The sequence below is a fragment of the Aeromonas sp. WP2-W18-CRE-05 genome (assembly GCF_014168615.1).
GTDB lineage: Bacteria > Pseudomonadota > Gammaproteobacteria > Enterobacterales > Aeromonadaceae > Aeromonas > Aeromonas caviae.
In genome coordinates, this window is record NZ_AP021917.1 from 4174767 (window position 1) to 4188166 (window position 13400).

Consider the following 13400-nt stretch of genomic DNA (forward strand, 5'->3'; position numbering starts at 1 on the left):
TCGCGATATGGCCTCTCATCAGGAGACCTGGTTGCGACCCCGACGTTTTGCCTCGTAAAGTCGCTGGTCCACGCATTGAAGCCAGTCATCCATGCGCCTGTAACTCATCTGATAGGGCGTGAGCCCCACGCTGATGGTGACGGTGATCGCCTGGTGCTGGTACAGGAAGGTGTGCTGCTCCACCTGGCGCCGGATGCGCTCCATGATGGTGTGGGCCTCCTCCAGGGTCGTGCCCCGCAGCAGCAGGATGAACTCTTCCCCGCCAAAGCGCGCCACCAGATCCTTGCTGCGCACCGCCTGCATCAGGAGCCCCGCCAGCGACGCCAGCACGGCATCTCCGGCAAGGTGTCCATATACATCATTGATTTGCTTGAAGAAGTCGATATCTATCAAGGCCAGGCAGCAGGCCTCCCCTTCGGCGGGATGGTGCTGGACGTGATCCAGCAACACGTTGGCCTGCTGGAAAAAGCTGCTGCGGTTGGGCAGCTTGGTCAAGAAGTCGTGCTCGGCGTTGAAGCGCAGCACCCGCTCCATGCGGCTGCGCTCGTCCTCCAGGTTGCGGGCGTGGATAAGGGTGCCAAGGGCCGTGGTGAGGGGCTCGAGCAGGCTGACATGGGTCTCGTCAAAGCCGCCCGGGCGGTTGGCCAGAGCGATCATGCCGATCGCCTCCCCCTTGTGGCGGATGGGAATGCCGAGGAAGCTCTCCAGGTGTGGATGACCACGGGGGGAGACACCGCGACTGGCTGGATGGCTCGGCAGATCGTTGCAGCACACCAGGGTATTGTGGGTCACCACGTGCCCAAACAGGTTGTCGAGCTTGCTGAAGATGAGCCCGCCCCGACTCTGGCGCTGCTGCTCATACCAGGCGTGGGTCGCCTCGTCCCAGGAGACATTGGAGATGGAGGGGACATAGAGACTGGGGCAACCATCCTCGTACTGGATGATGCCGATGAAACCATAGGAGCTCTCGCTCACGCTCAGCAGCCGCTCGAAGACTGTGTCGCAGGCGGAGCCGAGATTGCGATCGAGCAGAAAACTCTGGTGCGCGGCCACCACGATGTCAAACAGCTGGCTCTGCTGCTCGACCCGCTGCTTGGCCATCACAGCCGAGGTAATGTCGTGCGCCAGCTTGACCACCCCCAGCAGGGTGCCGGCCTCGTCGCTCACGGGCATGTAGGTGGCATGGAGCCAGAGGGGGCTGCCACCTTGCCTGACCCGGCGAAACTCCCCCGACTGGATCTCGCCACCCAATACCTTCTGCCAGAAGAGATCATGCTCCGCCTGCAGATCCGGCGGCAACAGCATGAGATGGGACTGGCCCACCAGCGCTTCGGGGGGATAGCCCAGCATGTCGCAAAACAGGGGGTTGACCGACACCATGCGACCATCGAGATCGAACTCGACCATGCCATAGGCCCGATCAAGGGCGGTCAGCCTGGCAAGGGTCTCATATCGATCCATCGCGTCGATATCGCGAGCGCAAAGTGCTGTGGTATTCATGGCTACGATTCCTTTCGATCGCCGGCGCATTGCATTGGAATGCGGGGACAAGTGCCCAAATCATAGGATCCGGCACCCGGTTACGCTAACACAGGCCCCGATTGGGTGTGAAGACTGGTTCTTGCCACATCCGGCTCCCGAGCGCAGACTGTCTGGCCTTGCCACGGTTCGAGGAGACCCCATGACACCCGCCATCAACTTGCTGAAAAAGCTCAAGATCCCCCACAGGCTCTACCCCTACGAGTGTGAAGCCCACGACGACTTCGGCAAGCATGCCGCTACCCAGCTGGGTCTGCCCGAGGCGCAGGTGTTCAAGACCCTGCTCGCCCATCACGACAAGCAGGCGGTGGTGGCCATCGTGCCCTCCTCGGGCATGTGCAGCCTCAAGCAGCTCGCCAAGGCCACCGGGCTCAAGAAGGTGGAGATGATGAAGCCGGCGGAAGCCGAAAAGCTGACCGGCTACAAGGTGGGCGGCATCAGTCCCCTGGCCCAGAAGAAGCTGCTGCCCACCGTGCTGGACGACTCCGCCATGGCCTTCGACGAGATCCTGGTGAGCGGTGGCAAGCGGGGGCTCTCGGTCGGCGTGGCCCCCGGGGACATGGTCCGGCTGATGAACTGGATTGCGGCCCCCATCGGCGATCACCACGACTGAACAAACAAAAGAGGCGCCATGACTGGCGCCTCTTGCGTCTGGATGTCGGATCTGGCGCCTTGTGTGCGAAGGATACCCAAAGCCCCGGCACCGGAAACCGCCCCGTCCCGGCGGGTGATCTGCCGCCCTCAACACGCCCCAGAGCGGCAGGCGGCGGTCAGTTCGGAAAGCCGGCGACGCTGACGCCCGGCATGGTCGAAGTTGCCGTCCTCCAGCCAGCGCTCGAAGCACCCTTTCAGGGCGGGCCACTCGCTGTCGATAACGGAGAACCAGGCCGTATCCCGGTTGTGTCCCTTGTCCACCCGCGCCTGACGGAAGGTCCCCTCATAGTGGAAGCCCAGGCGCAGGGCAGCCTGGCGCGAAGGCAGGTTCAGGGCATTGCACTTCCACTCGTAGCGCCGGTATCCCAGAGCAAAGGCATTGGCCATCATCAACACCATGGCCGCCGTCGCCAGCCGTGACTGCTGCATGGCGGGGGAGAAGTGCAGCCAGCCCACCTCGATGCTGCCCGCCAGGGGATCGATGCGCAGGTAGCTCGCCAGTCCCAGCGCCCGTCCGCTCCCCTCGTCGATGATGCCGTAGAACTGGGGATCCCGCTTGGTGGCGACCTCCCGCAGCCAGACCCCCATGGCGGCCTCGTCCGCGAAAGGGCCGCTGGTCAGGTAAGTCCACATGGCCCCGCTGTCGGCACTGAATGCCTGCCACAGATCCCCCAGGTGGCGCTCGGGATCAAGGGGCTCGAGACGACAGCCCCAGCCATGCAGTGCGCGGTGGGGAGGGAACTCGGCGCCGCGCCATTCTGGCAGCGCACGCCCCAGAGGCTGCCCAAAGTCGTTGAAAAGGGCGGCACCGGGCAGGGAGGCGTCGCCCCCCTCATTGCAACGTTCAACAGGCACAGGCAATTCCCCCTTCCAGCAGCACTCCGGGCTCGCTGCCCGTGGCGACGGCGAAACCGTCCTGACGCCACCAGTGCAGACCCCCTATCAACTCCTTGACCTCAAACCCGAGGGACGCCAGCTTGTAGGCCCCCTGGGTCGAACCGTTGCAGCCGATGCCGTCGCAATAGCAGACATACACCAGGTTCCGGTCCAGTACCGCCGTGGTCGACGCCGTCATGGTCCTGTGGGGGAAGGAGATGGCGCCGGGAATGTGCCCCTCGGCATAGTGTGCGGGGGAGCGGGTATCGATGACCACGATGCCCGCCACCCCGGCCAGCAGATCGGCGGCCAGATCCGCCGGATCGGTACGAAACTTCAGTTGGGCCTCGAAAAAGGCGCTGGCTTCGGCGGCCCCTGCCACCCCTGTGCTCAATACATGACTCATCCTGAACGCTCCTGATGACTAGATGACGATCTCTGTGGTGACGACGGTGTTGACCGAGTTGGCGATGAAGCACTCCTCATGGGCCTGGTGGTGCAACTGCTCCAGATCGGCCAGAGCGGGCTCCTGCTCTCCCCCGAAGATCACCCTGGGACGCAGGGTGACCCGGGTCATGGCGAGGCGACCTTGTCCGTTTTTCGCCATGATGCCGACCGCTTCGTCCCGGTAGCTCTCTACCCGATAGCCCGCCTTCGCCGCCAGCCAGAGGAAGGTGAGCATGTGGCAACTGGAGAGGGCCGCCACAAACGCCTCTTCCGGGTCCGCATGTTCCGCCACCGAGTAAGGCAGCGGCACCACATGGGGAGAGGAGGAGGCCGGCACCCTGACCCCGCCATCAAACGCCCACTCATGGGCCCGGCTGTAACGCTGATCGACGAAGGGCTCGTGCTCCCCCCGCTGCCAACTGATGGTGGCACTGTATTCCGACATGCAGACTCCTTGTGTTGCCAATCCGTGCCGCCCGCTGGCACCACCCTGTGACCACCAATGTAGCGACAAAATGGCCTTGCCACGCCGACCAATTTTGCCAATATGGGCAGACCAATTTCATCGAGCCGCCACCATGACCATCCACTCCACCCGCTCTGCCCGTCGGTCGCCAGCCCCACAGCCGCGCCATGCCCTGCGGGCAGGATCCCTGCCTCGAAAGGGGCGCAACCCCCGAGCCAACGGGAGCGCATCATGACCGTTCTGCCAACGCTCTTCGCCAGCCAGCAACAAGGGGATCTGCCCCTGCACGAACAACTGGTGCGTACCCTGCGCGAGGCCATCCTGGCGGGCCACCTGCCCCTGCACAGCCGCCTGCCCGCCAGCCGTCTCCTGGCCCGGGATCTCGGTATCTCCCGCAGCACGGTGGAACTGGCCTATGGCCGGCTCGAGGCGGAGGGGTATCTGGTGCGCAAGGTGGGCGCCGGCAGCTTTGTCGCCCTGGCGGCGGTGCGCCCCGCGCCGCGCCCGCCCCAGTCAGCGGCTGGCCTCTCCCGTCGCGGCCAGGAGATGGCCCAGGGTGGCGCCTGTCACGACGTGCCCGAGGTGGGCACCACCTTTGCTTCCAGCCAGCCGGATCCCCGTCTCTTCCCCCAGGCACTCTGGGGTCGGCTGATGCAGCAACAGTGGCGCCAGCGCGCCAGCGACTGGATGAACTACGGGGATCCCCAGGGGCTTGGGGAACTTCGCGCCGCCATCAGCAGCTATCTGGTGCAGTCCCGCGGCGTGGTGTGCGAGCCGGATCAGATCCTGATCCTCACCAGCTCCCAGCAGGGGATCCTGCTGGCGACCCAGTTGCTCATCGATGCCGGTGACACCGTCTGGGTGGAAGACCCCGGTTATCCCGGGGCTCGCACCGCCATGGAGAGCGCCGGTGCCCGGGTGCATCCGGTGCCGGTGGATGAAGAGGGGCTCAACCCTCATGGGGATCATCCTGCACCGCGCCTCATCTACTGCACCCCGGCACACCAGTATCCCCTTGGCGTCCCCATGAGCCTGCCCCGCCGCATGGCGCTGCTGGCCGAGGCAGAGCGTCACGGCGCCTGGATCCTGGAAGACGATTACGACGGGGAGTACCAGTATGATCAGCGTCCCCTGCCCGCCCTGCAGGGGCTCGACGGCCAGGGGCGGGTGATCTATGTGGGCACCTTCAGCAAGGTGCTGTTCGGCTCACTGCGCCTCGCCTACCTGGTGCTGCCCAGGCCGCTGATGGACTCCTTCTGCCGCGCCCGGGCCGCCGTCGACGGCCACAGCAACCAGTTGCAGCAAGCGGTCACGGCAGACTTCATCCGGGGCGGGCACTTCGCCACCCACCTGCGCCAGAGCCGCCTCCTCTACCAGAGCAGACGGGATCTGCTGCTGGCGGAACTGGCCGAGCACTGCCCGGGGCTCACCCCCATCCACAGCGGCGCCGGCCTGCAGTGCGCCGTGCTGCTGCCCCCCGGTGGCGAGGCGCGCTGGACCGATGCCGCCAACGCCTGCGGGCTGGGGCTGCGTCATCTGGGCCAGTTCTACCTGGGCCCGCCGACGCTGGAGGGGTGGCTGCTCGGCTTTGGCTGCCTCGACAACCAGACGCTGCGCCAACTCTGTCGTCGCCTGGGTCTCTTGATGAAATCCGCATGACCCCCTTCTCAAGAGGTCAGATCTGCCAGAGCCTGATAGCGCTGTGTCGACGGGAATGGCCCGTCTATACTGGGCACAATCCCGTTGCCGAACCCGGTCAAGATGCATCGAATCCTGCTCCTTTTGCTCGCCCTCTCCCTCCCGTCCCTCACGATGGCGGCCACCCGCTTCACCCTGATCACCGGGGAAACCCAACAGGATGTCCGCATGAATTATTACCGGGCGGCGATGCAGCTGGCGCTGGAGAAAACACGGCCCGATTACGGCGACTATGAACTGCTCGACGCCATCAGGATGAACAAGGCGAGGATGCGGCTCGAAGTGCAAACGCCGGGCAAGAATGCCCTCTTCATCGTCGACAGCTGGCCCCAGGAGATCCCTCAACCCGGTGTCAGCCTGGTCCCCTTCCCCATCGATCTGGGCGTGCTCGGCTACCGGGTCTGTTTTGTCGGCAGCGCCCGTGCCCAGGCCCTGGCCGGGGTTCACACCCTGTCCCAGTTGCAGCAGTTCACGCAAGGGGTGGGCACAGGCTGGCGGGATGCCGACATCCTTCGCTACAACGGCTTCAGAGTGCAGGAGGTGGATAACTATGAGTCACTGTTTCGCCTGGTGGCCCGTGGCCGGATCGATCTCTTCTGCCGTGGTGCCAACGAGATATTGAGCGAGTGGAAAAACCACAGACCCGACCTGCCGGGGCTGACCGTGGATAGCCATGTCGCCCTCTTCTATCCGCTCATCCACTCCCTCTACAGCCACGCCACCTACAGCAAGGAGCGCGAGCGCCTTTTGCGCGGCCTGCAACTGGCCTGGAAAGATGGCTCCCTGCAGCGCCTCTGGCGCCAACATTTCCAGCCTTCCCTGGTCTTTGCCCGACTCGATTCACGCCAGATCTTCCGGCTGACCAACCCGCAGTTGCCCGACGAGAGCACCGACTACCGCTCCTATCTCTATGACCCGATGAGGGATGACTTTGGTATCGCTCCCTGACTGGCTCGCCGGTTCTCCCCTGTCAGGCAGGCTCCCCTTGCGCACTCTCTGCCTGGCGCTGCTGCTCTGGTTGCTGCCGACCTGCGTCATGGCCGCTCCCGGCAGCATTCGTGCCTGCATGGAGAACAGCGATTCGCCTCCCTGGTTGCTGATGTCCGGCGAGGGGATAGTGCAGTTCCACCTCAAGGAGGTGGCAAACCGGATCGGGCATCCCATCATTCTCACCCCCCTGCCCTGGAAACGCTGCCTCTCCCTCGTCAGCCAGGGCCAGCTCGATGCCGCCGTCAAGCTGAGCTACAGCGAAGAGCGTGCTCGCACCATAGGGGTCTATCCCATGCGACAGGGGGCACCTGATCCCGCCAAGCGCCTGCTCACCGAGAGCTACAGCCTCTACCAGCCAAAAGGCGGACAGGTTCGCTGGGATGGCCGGCAGCTCGTCGCCCATGGCGTCATTGCGGCGCAGTCCGGTTTCTCCATCGTCGCCCAACTGCGGGAGAGCGGTGTCAGGGTGGATGACTCCAGCAGGGAACCACTGATCCTGCTCAAGAAGGTCGCGATGCAGCGCGCCGTTGCCGCCGCCCTGCAAACCGGGGTCGCAGAACGGACCCTGGCCGCCCACCCGCAGTTGCAGGCCACACTCGAGCGGATCACCCCTCCCCTGGTCGAAAAACCCTACTACCTCATCTTCTCCCACCCCTTCCATCAGGCCCACCCCGATCTCAGCCAACAGGTGTGGGACGAGATTGAGGAGGTGCGACACTCCGCAGCCTATGCCCGCTTCGTCACAGGCATGGCGTCACCGGGGACCCCCTAACCCCAGCCCCGCTCTTCAGCCCTGCTCGCGGCACAGGGCAAGCCAGGCCTCGGCGGTGCGGGAGAGGTAGCGATCCCCTGGCCAGATCACCCCGAGCCGCCAGCTCAGCGCCGGGGCCAGAGGGCGCAACACCAGCCCATCCGGCGTCAGCCGCCGGCAGATGGGCTCCGGCAGGAAGGCGACCCCCATGCCGCTTCGCACCATGGCGGTGAGAAAGTCCCACTGGCTGCTGCGGGCCGCCACCTGGGGCACGAACCCGGCTTGCTCGCAGGCCTGCTCCAGCCGCTCGCTCAGGGTGAAGGCCTGGGTATAGAGCAGGAAGGGTTCGTCCCGCAGAGCCTCCAGCCGGATCTCGCCCCCCTCGCGCCAGCGGGGCAGGTCCGGCAGCACCACCCGGATGGGGTAACTGTCCAGATCCAGGGCGCAGAGGGCCCCCTCTTCCCTGGTCGGCAGCATGGTGATGGCGAGATCCAGCTCCCCCGCCAGCACCGCCTGCTCGATGCGCCGCCCGCCATATTCGACGATGGAGAGCTCCACACCGGGGTAGCGGCTGCGATAGGTACGGATGAGATCCGCATAGACATGGCCCACCATGGGCGGGATGCCGAGGGCAAGACGCCCGGATTGCAGGCTCTGCAGATCCGCCAGCTCCGCCTCCAGCTGCTGCATCTCCGCCAGGATGGTCTGGGCCCGATTGAACAGCACCTGGCCGCTGTCGGTCAGGGTGAAGCGGCGGCCGACCCGGCTCAGCAGGGGCTGGCCCAGCTCCTCTTCCATGTTGCGGATCATTTTGCTGATGGTGGGCTGGGTGACGAACAGCTTCTCGGAGGCGCGGGTGAAGCTCTGCTCCCGCACCAGCTCGACGAAGTAACGCAGGGCTCGAATATCCATAGTGCTCTCTTGACGGGGATGGCTGGCTAAATCATGCCTCTTTGGCATGATATTGATAATTTAAATTCGTTTTTTGCAGGTTTGGTCCCTCTCTATACTGTGAGCAGGTTCACAGAAAGACGCTTGCCATGAAAACCCTCTGCCTTCGCTGGTTGCAAACCCCCTTCCAAATCGCCCTGCTGGCGGCCATCTGGTTGCTGGCCGACATCGCAGTGCGCACCTTGCACCTGCCCCTGCCCGCCAACCTCACCGGCATGTTGCTGCTGCTGGTCTGCATCCTGCTCGGGGTGGTCAAGGCCCAGTGGTTCAGTGCCGGGGCCCGCTGGCTGCTGGCGGAGATGCTGCTCTTCTTCGTCCCCGCCGTGGTGGCCGTGGTCAACTATCAGGAGCTGCTGCTGCAGGAGGGGTGGCGCATCATGGTGGTCCTGATCGTCAGCACCGTGCTGGTGCTCGGCACCACGGCGCTGGTGGTGGACAGGGTCTATCGCCTCGAGCTGAAGCTGGCCCGCCGGAGTCGCCGCCATGTCTGACACCCTGCTCGGCCTGCTCTGCTTCGCCCTGACCCTGCTCTTCTACTACGCCAGCAAGTGGCTCTATGGCAAAAAGCGCATCCTGCCCCTGATGCCGCTGCTGCTCGCCCCCACCCTGCTGGTGGCCGTGGTGATGTTGTTCCACATTCCCTACCGGGACTACATGGCCGAATCCCACTGGCTGCTCTGGCTGCTGGGCCCTGCCACCGTCGCCTTCGCGGTGCCCGTCTACGAGAATCGCCAGCTGATGCGCCGCCACTGGCTCTCCCTCTCGGTCGGGGTCGTGGCGTCCGTGGTGATGGCGGTGGGCAGCACAGTGCTGCTGGCCCGCTGGCTCAACCTCTCCGAGCTGTTGCAACGCAGCATGGCCATGAGATCCATCACCACCCCCTTCGCGGTGGAGGCGACCCGTTCCGTGGGTGGCAACGCCGATCTCACCGCCCTGTTCGTGGTGCTGACCGGCGTCATCGGCATGGCGGTGGGAGAAAGCGTGCTCACCGTGCTCGCCATCCGCAGCCGCCTCGGCAAGGGCGCGGGCTTTGGTGCCTCGGCTCACGGGGCCGGGACAGCCAGGGCCTATCAGATGGGCAACGAGGAGGGGGTGGTCTCCAGCATGGTGATGATGATCGCCGGCATGGCCACCGTGCTGCTCGCCCCCCTCCTGGGCCGGCTGTTCTGGTAACTCCGCCACCCGATAACAGAAGAGGCGCCCTGAGGCGCCTCTTCTCATTGCATCGTGTCACGCAGCCTCAGAGGCTGGCGCAGATCTGCCAGAGATCGTACTGGATGGCGGCGGCCGTCACTTCCCGGCCCGCTCCCGGCCCCTGGATCACCAGGGGGTTGGTGCGATAGCTGTCGCTCTCGATGGCGAACACGTTGTCGCAGGGCAAGAGGTTGGCAAACGGGTGATGGGGCTCCAGCGCCTCCAGCCCGACGCGGGCCTTGCCGTCGTGCTCGAAGCGGGCGACATAACGCAGCACCTTGCCGACCCGGCGCGCCCCCTCGAAGGCGGTCTGGATAGGGTCATCCAGCTCCTTGAGCCTGTCCATGAACTGATCCGCACTCACCTTGCGCAGGGCCACCGGCACCAGGTTCTCCAGCTCGATGTCGGCGGAGTCGAGTTCGAAGCCCGCCTCCCGCGCCAGGATGAGCAGCTTGCGGCGCACATCCTGACCGGAGAGATCCTCCCGGGGATCCGGCTCGGTCAGGCCGTGTTGCCACGCCTCGTCCACCAGTTCGGAGAAGGGGCGAGTGCCGTCATACTGCTGGAACAGCCAGGAGAGGGTGCCGGAGAAGATGCCGGAGACCCCCTGGATGCGGTCACCGCTCTGACGCAGCATCTGGATGCTGGACTGGATGGGCAGCCCGGCCCCCACGGTGGCGTTGTAGCGCCACTGCACCTGATGGTCGCGGCAGGTCTGCTTGATGCGCTGGTAAAACTCGCTGTCGGCGGCACCGGCAAACTTGTTGGCGGCGATGATGTGGATGCCGAGCTGGGCAAAGTCCGGGTAGTAGCGGCTCACCGTCTCGCTGGCGGTCATGTCGAGCGCGATCAGGGAGTCAAAACTGTGCTGCTCCAGCTGGGAGAGCAGCTCCGGCCAGATGAGCGGCTTGGGATTGAAGTTGTCCTGTACCTTGAGGGGATCCAGCCCCTCTTCGTCCAGCAGCCCGCCCTTGGAGTCGAAGACCCCGTAGAGGGTGAGCGCCAGATTGAGCTCATGCTCGAGGCGCGCCTTCTCGCGGGCGTAGAGCCCCAGCCAGTGACCGCCGATATTGCCTTTGCCGAACACCACCAGCCCGACACGGGTCGGGCGGCTGAACAGGGCACTGTGCAGAGCGATGAGCAGCGGCTCCAGCACGATCTGGCGCAGCACGGCCACCAGGCTCAGGCCGTCTTTGGCCACCTGCACGAACTCCAGGGGCTGATCCGCCAGCAGCTGGTAGAAACGGTGGCACTGCTCGGCGTTGTCGGTGACGCCGGCCCCCACCAGGGCGACCAGGCTGAACCCCTCCTTCTGGATGAGGCCGGTAAAGTTGCCCTGCAACTGGAAGTCACGGAGCACCTCGAAGGCCCCTTGTGCCACCTCCAGGGTGTAGGCCAGACGCAGGACCCGCCGATCCGGCTGGCGCTGCAGGGTGAGCGGATGGAGGCGATGGCGGGCCAGATGGGCCTCGATGGCCGCCACTGTCTGCTCAAAGTCCGTCTGCGGCAGCACCTTGAGCTCGATGAGGGCTATCTGATCCACCGAGGAGACGATGCGGGCACCGCCGGAGCGGGGCGCACGGCGCAGGATGTGGGTACAGCCTTCGTCCGGATTGTAGCTGCAGCGCAGGGTGAGTCGCTGGCGGCTGTCGGCCACCGGCTGCAGGGTACGCGAATGCAGCACCGAGGAGCCCAGGCGCGCCAGCTCGTTGGCCTCGGCCAGGCTCAGGCGCTCCAGCAGACGCGCCTCTTTAACCCGGCGCGGGTCGGCACTGTAGACCCCGGCCACGTCGCTCCAGATGGTGGTGGACTCGCCGTCCGCCAGCGCCGCCAGGAGGCTGGCACTGTAGTCGGAGCCGTTGCGCCCCAGCAGCAGGGAACGCCCCTCCATGTCGGCGGCGATGAAGCCGGTCACCACGATGCGACCGGCGTGCTCGGCCAGCCGAGCCTTGAGCAGCTCGCTGGAGAGGGCGGTATCCACCTTGATGAGGGCGCCGTCTTCTGCGCGCAGGAAGCTGCGAGCATCGAGCCAGGCGGCCGCCTCACCCCGGCTGGTGAGCAGGGCAGCCAGCAGGCGGGCGGACCACACCTCGCCAAAGGCGAGCAGGCCGTTGCGCTCGAAGCGGTCAAACTGCCCCTCCAGGGTCTTGGCGATCAGCTGCATGTCGTCCGTCAGTTGCTGGCTCAGATCGAGGTGAAGCTCCCCTTCCAGCAGGCCGTCGATCAGGCTTTGCTGATAGGCGTGCAGGGCGGTGATGGCTTCGCCTGCGGCCTCATCCCCCGCTTCCGCCAGCTCCACCAGCTGGATCAGCCGGTTGGTGGTCTTGCCCGCGGCGGAGACCACCACCAGCTCGTTGCCCCCCACCTGTTGCTCGACAATGCTGGCGACCCGGCGATAACAGACCGGATCCGCCAGGCTGCTGCCGCCGAACTTGTGTACATGGCGCCGCTTGAAGACTGCCTCTGTTGCCACCACACACTCTCCTTGTTGTTGTTCCATTACTTCACCTGCTCTGCCTGTTGTGCCAACTGCGCCTGTTCAAACCCCTGGGCCAGATCGGCCACCAGATCCTCACCGTGTTCGATCCCCACCGACAGGCGCAGCAACTGGGCACTGATACCCGCCGCCTGCTGGGCCGCAGGGGTCATGGCCCTGTGGGTCATGCTGGCCGGATGGGCCACCAGACTCTCTACCCCGCCGAGGGACTCCGCCACCGAGAAGAGGCGCAGCCCCGCGAGGAAGGCGCGCAGCCCCGTCTCGTTGCAATCGAGCTCAAAACTTAGCATGGCGCCAAAGCCGGACTGTTGACGGCGCGCAATGTCATGGCCCGGATGGCTCGGCAGGCTGGGGTGATAGATCCGCTTGACCAGCGGCTGCTGCTGCAAGAAGGCGAGGATGCGATCCGTGTTCTCCTGATGGGTGCGCAGGCGCGGAGCCAGGGTGCGCAGGCCCCGCAGGGTGAGGTAGGAGTCAAAGGCACCGGAGGTGAGCCCCAGGCAGTTAGCCCACCACACCAGGGAGTCGGCCAGAGCCTGATCCTTGGCGATCGCCACACCCCCTACCACGTCGGAGTGGCCGTTGATGTACTTGGTGGTGGAGTGGACCACCACGTCGGCACCAAGGGCCAGGGGCTGTTGCAGCAAGGGGGAGAGGAAGGTGTTGTCCACCACCACCTGGGCCCCCACCCCGTGGGAGGCCTCGGCGATGGCGGCGATGTCCACCACCCGCAGCAGCGGGTTGGAGGGGGTCTCCACCCACACCAGTGCGGGTTTCTGGGCCAGCGCGGCGGCCAGCGCCACCTCGTCTCCCTGATCCACGAACTGCACCTGGTAGTGGCCCTTGGCCGCCAGATACTCGAACAGACGCCAGGTACCGCCGTAGCAGTCGTGGGGGGCGATCAGCAGATCCCCCGCCTTGAGCAGAGCCGTGGTCACCAGATGAACGGCCCCCATGCCGGTGCCGGTCACCACGGCGCCGGCCCCCCCTTCCAGGGCCGCCAGGGCGTCCGCCAGATTGGTGCGGGTCGGGTTGCCGGAGCGGGCATAGTCGTATTGACGGGGCTCGCCAAAGTCGGCAAAGGTGTAGTTGCTGGAGAGGTAGATGGGGGGCACCACGGCACCGTGCTGCGTGTCTGTCTCAATCCCGGTGCGTACCGCCAGGGTGGCCTTGTGGGTCATGTCACTCTCCTTGATGGGTTGCCGGAGCCGGTCCGCCTCGTGGGTCGTCCAGCCCCGCTCTCATTTTCGTTGGCCGGACTGCCGGCCCATGGTGCACCACACTACGCCACCTTAAAAAAGCCGTCAACACTTCTAGACGTCTAAATGGCTTTGCTG

The 13400-nt window shown here is 65.3% G+C and carries 13 protein-coding genes; 6 read left to right on the top strand and 7 right to left on the bottom strand.

The features are described 5' to 3' along the window. Nucleotides 1–18: 18 nt before the first annotated feature. Nucleotides 19–1500: a GGDEF domain-containing protein gene (locus H7R73_RS19460; RefSeq protein WP_010675693.1), complete on the bottom strand. Its 1482-nt coding sequence runs from the start codon at nt 1498–1500 to the stop codon at nt 19–21. Nucleotides 1501–1681: 181 nt separating this feature from the next. Here H7R73_RS19460 and ybaK point away from each other — a divergent pair, with 181 nt between their 5' ends. Beyond that, the gene (ybaK, locus tag H7R73_RS19465) at nt 1682–2152 is read left to right on the top strand and encodes a Cys-tRNA(Pro) deacylase (protein ID WP_010675694.1); all 471 of its coding nucleotides are present in this window, start codon (nt 1682–1684) and stop codon (nt 2150–2152) included. A 128-nt stretch (nt 2153–2280) separates the two neighbouring features. Here the strand turns inward: ybaK and H7R73_RS19470 are convergent, their stop codons facing one another. From H7R73_RS19470 to H7R73_RS19480, 3 genes are read right to left on the bottom strand one after another with little or no spacing between them, the layout of a single operon-like run. Then, nucleotides 2281–3009, bottom strand: a complete 729-nt coding sequence (locus tag H7R73_RS19470) for a GNAT family N-acetyltransferase (protein ID WP_103261082.1) — start codon at nt 3007–3009, stop codon at nt 2281–2283. Between the two features lie 28 nt (nt 3010–3037). Continuing rightward, nucleotides 3038–3475, bottom strand: a complete 438-nt coding sequence (locus tag H7R73_RS19475; RefSeq protein ID WP_069651919.1) for a rhodanese-like domain-containing protein — start codon at nt 3473–3475, stop codon at nt 3038–3040. Between the two features lie 18 nt (nt 3476–3493). Next, nucleotides 3494–3961, bottom strand: coding sequence for an OsmC family protein (locus tag H7R73_RS19480; RefSeq protein ID WP_103259523.1), 468 nt, complete (start codon nt 3959–3961; stop codon nt 3494–3496). Nucleotides 3962–4213: 252 nt separating this feature from the next. Here H7R73_RS19480 and pdxR point away from each other — a divergent pair, with 252 nt between their 5' ends. From pdxR to H7R73_RS19495, 3 genes are all read left to right on the top strand, one after another. After that, entirely contained in the window at nt 4214–5641 is a 1428-nt protein-coding gene (gene pdxR, locus H7R73_RS19485; protein ID WP_103259522.1) for a MocR-like pyridoxine biosynthesis transcription factor PdxR, read from the top strand. Between the two features lie 102 nt (nt 5642–5743). Next, nucleotides 5744–6628 (top strand): hypothetical protein, encoded by an 885-nt coding sequence (locus tag H7R73_RS19490; protein ID WP_232092710.1) that lies wholly within the window; start codon nt 5744–5746, stop codon nt 6626–6628. Next, nucleotides 6606–7442, top strand: coding sequence for a substrate-binding periplasmic protein (locus tag H7R73_RS19495; protein WP_232092711.1), 837 nt, complete (start codon nt 6606–6608; stop codon nt 7440–7442). Before H7R73_RS19490 ends, H7R73_RS19495 begins: the two co-directional genes overlap by 23 nt. Before the next feature lie 15 nt (nt 7443–7457). Here H7R73_RS19495 and H7R73_RS19500 read toward each other — a convergent pair whose 3' ends face one another. Then, entirely contained in the window at nt 7458–8333 is an 876-nt protein-coding gene (locus H7R73_RS19500; RefSeq protein ID WP_039040573.1) for a LysR family transcriptional regulator, read from the bottom strand. 128 nt (nt 8334–8461) lie between these two features. On the opposite strand from H7R73_RS19500, the gene H7R73_RS19505 reads away from it, so the two are divergent. Together H7R73_RS19505 and H7R73_RS19510 are read left to right on the top strand one after the other, a co-directional pair. Then, nucleotides 8462–8863 carry a CidA/LrgA family protein gene (locus H7R73_RS19505; protein ID WP_039040574.1) on the top strand — a complete coding sequence of 134 codons (402 nt, stop codon included), beginning with the start codon at nt 8462–8464 and terminating at the stop codon, nt 8861–8863. Beyond that, a complete protein-coding gene (locus tag H7R73_RS19510) occupies nt 8856–9545 on the top strand; it encodes an LrgB family protein (protein ID WP_010675703.1) in 690 nt (229 codons plus the stop codon). The genes H7R73_RS19505 and H7R73_RS19510 overlap by 8 nt, the downstream gene beginning before the upstream one ends. A 67-nt stretch (nt 9546–9612) precedes the next feature. Here the strand turns inward: H7R73_RS19510 and H7R73_RS19515 are convergent, their stop codons facing one another. Together H7R73_RS19515 and metB are read right to left on the bottom strand one after the other, a co-directional pair. Beyond that, nucleotides 9613–12066, bottom strand: a complete 2454-nt coding sequence (locus H7R73_RS19515; protein ID WP_103259521.1) for a bifunctional aspartate kinase/homoserine dehydrogenase II — start codon at nt 12064–12066, stop codon at nt 9613–9615. Continuing rightward, the gene (gene metB / locus H7R73_RS19520) at nt 12066–13244 is read right to left on the bottom strand and encodes a cystathionine gamma-synthase (protein WP_010675705.1); all 1179 of its coding nucleotides are present in this window, start codon (nt 13242–13244) and stop codon (nt 12066–12068) included. The genes H7R73_RS19515 and metB overlap by 1 nt, the downstream gene beginning before the upstream one ends. Nucleotides 13245–13400 lie beyond the last annotated feature (156 nt).

Bases quoted from the DNA above. Each gene is read 5' to 3' on its own strand.
- H7R73_RS19510 (WP_010675703.1), top strand. From the start codon at position 8,856: ATGTCTGACACCCTGCTCGGCCTGCTCTGCTTCGCCCTGACCCTGCTC.
- ybaK (WP_010675694.1), top strand. From the start codon at position 1,682: ATGACACCCGCCATCAACTTGCTGAAAAAGCTCAAGATCCCCCACAGG.
- H7R73_RS19505 (WP_039040574.1), top strand. From the start codon at position 8,462: ATGAAAACCCTCTGCCTTCGCTGGTTGCAAACCCCCTTCCAAATCGCC.
- H7R73_RS19500 (WP_039040573.1), bottom strand. From the start codon at position 8,333: ATGGATATTCGAGCCCTGCGTTACTTCGTCGAGCTGGTGCGGGAGCAG.
- metB (WP_010675705.1), bottom strand. From the start codon at position 13,244: ATGACCCACAAGGCCACCCTGGCGGTACGCACCGGGATTGAGACAGAC.
- H7R73_RS19490 (WP_232092710.1), top strand. From the start codon at position 5,744: ATGCATCGAATCCTGCTCCTTTTGCTCGCCCTCTCCCTCCCGTCCCTC.
- H7R73_RS19460 (WP_010675693.1), bottom strand. From the start codon at position 1,500: ATGAATACCACAGCACTTTGCGCTCGCGATATCGACGCGATGGATCGA.
- H7R73_RS19475 (WP_069651919.1), bottom strand. From the start codon at position 3,475: ATGAGTCATGTATTGAGCACAGGGGTGGCAGGGGCCGCCGAAGCCAGC.
- pdxR (WP_103259522.1), top strand. From the start codon at position 4,214: ATGACCGTTCTGCCAACGCTCTTCGCCAGCCAGCAACAAGGGGATCTG.
- H7R73_RS19515 (WP_103259521.1), bottom strand. From the start codon at position 12,066: ATGGAACAACAACAAGGAGAGTGTGTGGTGGCAACAGAGGCAGTCTTC.
- H7R73_RS19480 (WP_103259523.1), bottom strand. From the start codon at position 3,961: ATGTCGGAATACAGTGCCACCATCAGTTGGCAGCGGGGGGAGCACGAG.
- H7R73_RS19495 (WP_232092711.1), top strand. From the start codon at position 6,606: ATGACTTTGGTATCGCTCCCTGACTGGCTCGCCGGTTCTCCCCTGTCA.